1 protein-coding gene is annotated in these 622 nt (G+C 73.2%); it reads left to right on the top strand.

The window, feature by feature from the left end:
• Positions 1–622: MFS transporter (locus AC27KI_RS26775; RefSeq protein WP_487116934.1), on the top strand; the 622-nt coding region annotated here is incomplete at both ends.

Genomic DNA, 622 nt, shown 5'->3' with positions numbered 1-622 from the left:
GCCGCTGGCCTGGCTGGTGCAGCACGCGTCGTGGCGCTGGGGGTTCGGCGTGCTGGCGGGCCTGGCCGCGCTGGCGTGGCTGCTGATCTTCTGGAAGGTGCACGAGTCCGCGCGGCCGCACGCGGACGGCGCCCCGCGCGAATCGGTGGGCGCCGCCGTGCGCGGCTTCGCGGCGCTGTTCCTGCTGCCGCACACAGCGGGCATCGTGCTGCTGGCGCTCAACACCTACGCGTCGTTCCTCGCACTGCGCGGGCTGTGGCTGGGGCCGCTGCTGATCGAGCGGCACGGCTTTTCGCTGGTGCAAAGCGGCAACGTGGCCGTGGTGGTGTCGCTCGTGTCGCTCTTCAGCCCCGCGCTGTTCGGGCGGCTGGACCCGGGCCCCGCGCGGCGCCGGCGCTGGATCGCCGGGTTCACCGGCGTGCTGGCGGGGCTGTTTGTGGCCATCGGGTTGCTGCACCAGGCCTGGCTGGACGTGGGCGGCGCCATCGGCGTAGGGCTGCTGTCGGGCTACATGGTGCTGCAGTACGCCGACGTGCGCTCGGCCTACCCCGCCGCGATGACGGGCCGCGCCATGGCCGTGTTCACCATGGCGATGTTCCTCGGCGTGGCGCTGATGCAGTGG

This window comes from Acidovorax sp. KPB24-03 (assembly GCF_057546605.1).
Note: the sequence above shows the minus strand (reverse complement) of the source record. Positions and strands in the feature narration are given on the sequence as shown.